This is a genomic window from Mesorhizobium sp. M00.F.Ca.ET.216.01.1.1 (assembly GCF_004010325.2).
Lineage (GTDB): Bacteria > Pseudomonadota > Alphaproteobacteria > Rhizobiales > Rhizobiaceae > Mesorhizobium.
Window position 1 is genome coordinate 1 of sequence record NZ_SADR02000503.1, and the last position, 291, is coordinate 291.

General features: G+C 68.0%; 1 protein-coding gene. It reads right to left on the reverse strand.

What is annotated here, in order from left to right; all coding sequences use genetic code 11:
* Nucleotides 1-291 (reverse strand): FAD binding domain-containing protein (locus EN859_RS37165; protein WP_189502586.1); only part of this gene is annotated, 291 nt, incomplete at both ends.

Here is a 291-nt window from a genome sequence, read left to right on the forward strand (position 1 = left end):
CCAAGCGCGATGAGCGGCGGCGGCGTGTCCCCGATCGGCGAGCCGTTGGCGATGTTGCCGCCGATGGTGCCCATGTTGCGCACCTGGTCGCCGCCGATGCGGTCGAACAGCGGCCCGAGCGCCGGGATGCGCTTCGACAGCGTCGCGAAAGCTTCCGTGTAGGTGACGCCGGCGCCGATCGAGATCACGGCCTTGTCCTCGGCGATGGTGCCAAGCCCCTCGAGACCGCCGATAAAGACCGCCGGCGAGATGTCGCGCATGTGCTTGGTGACCCAAAGACCGACATCGGTC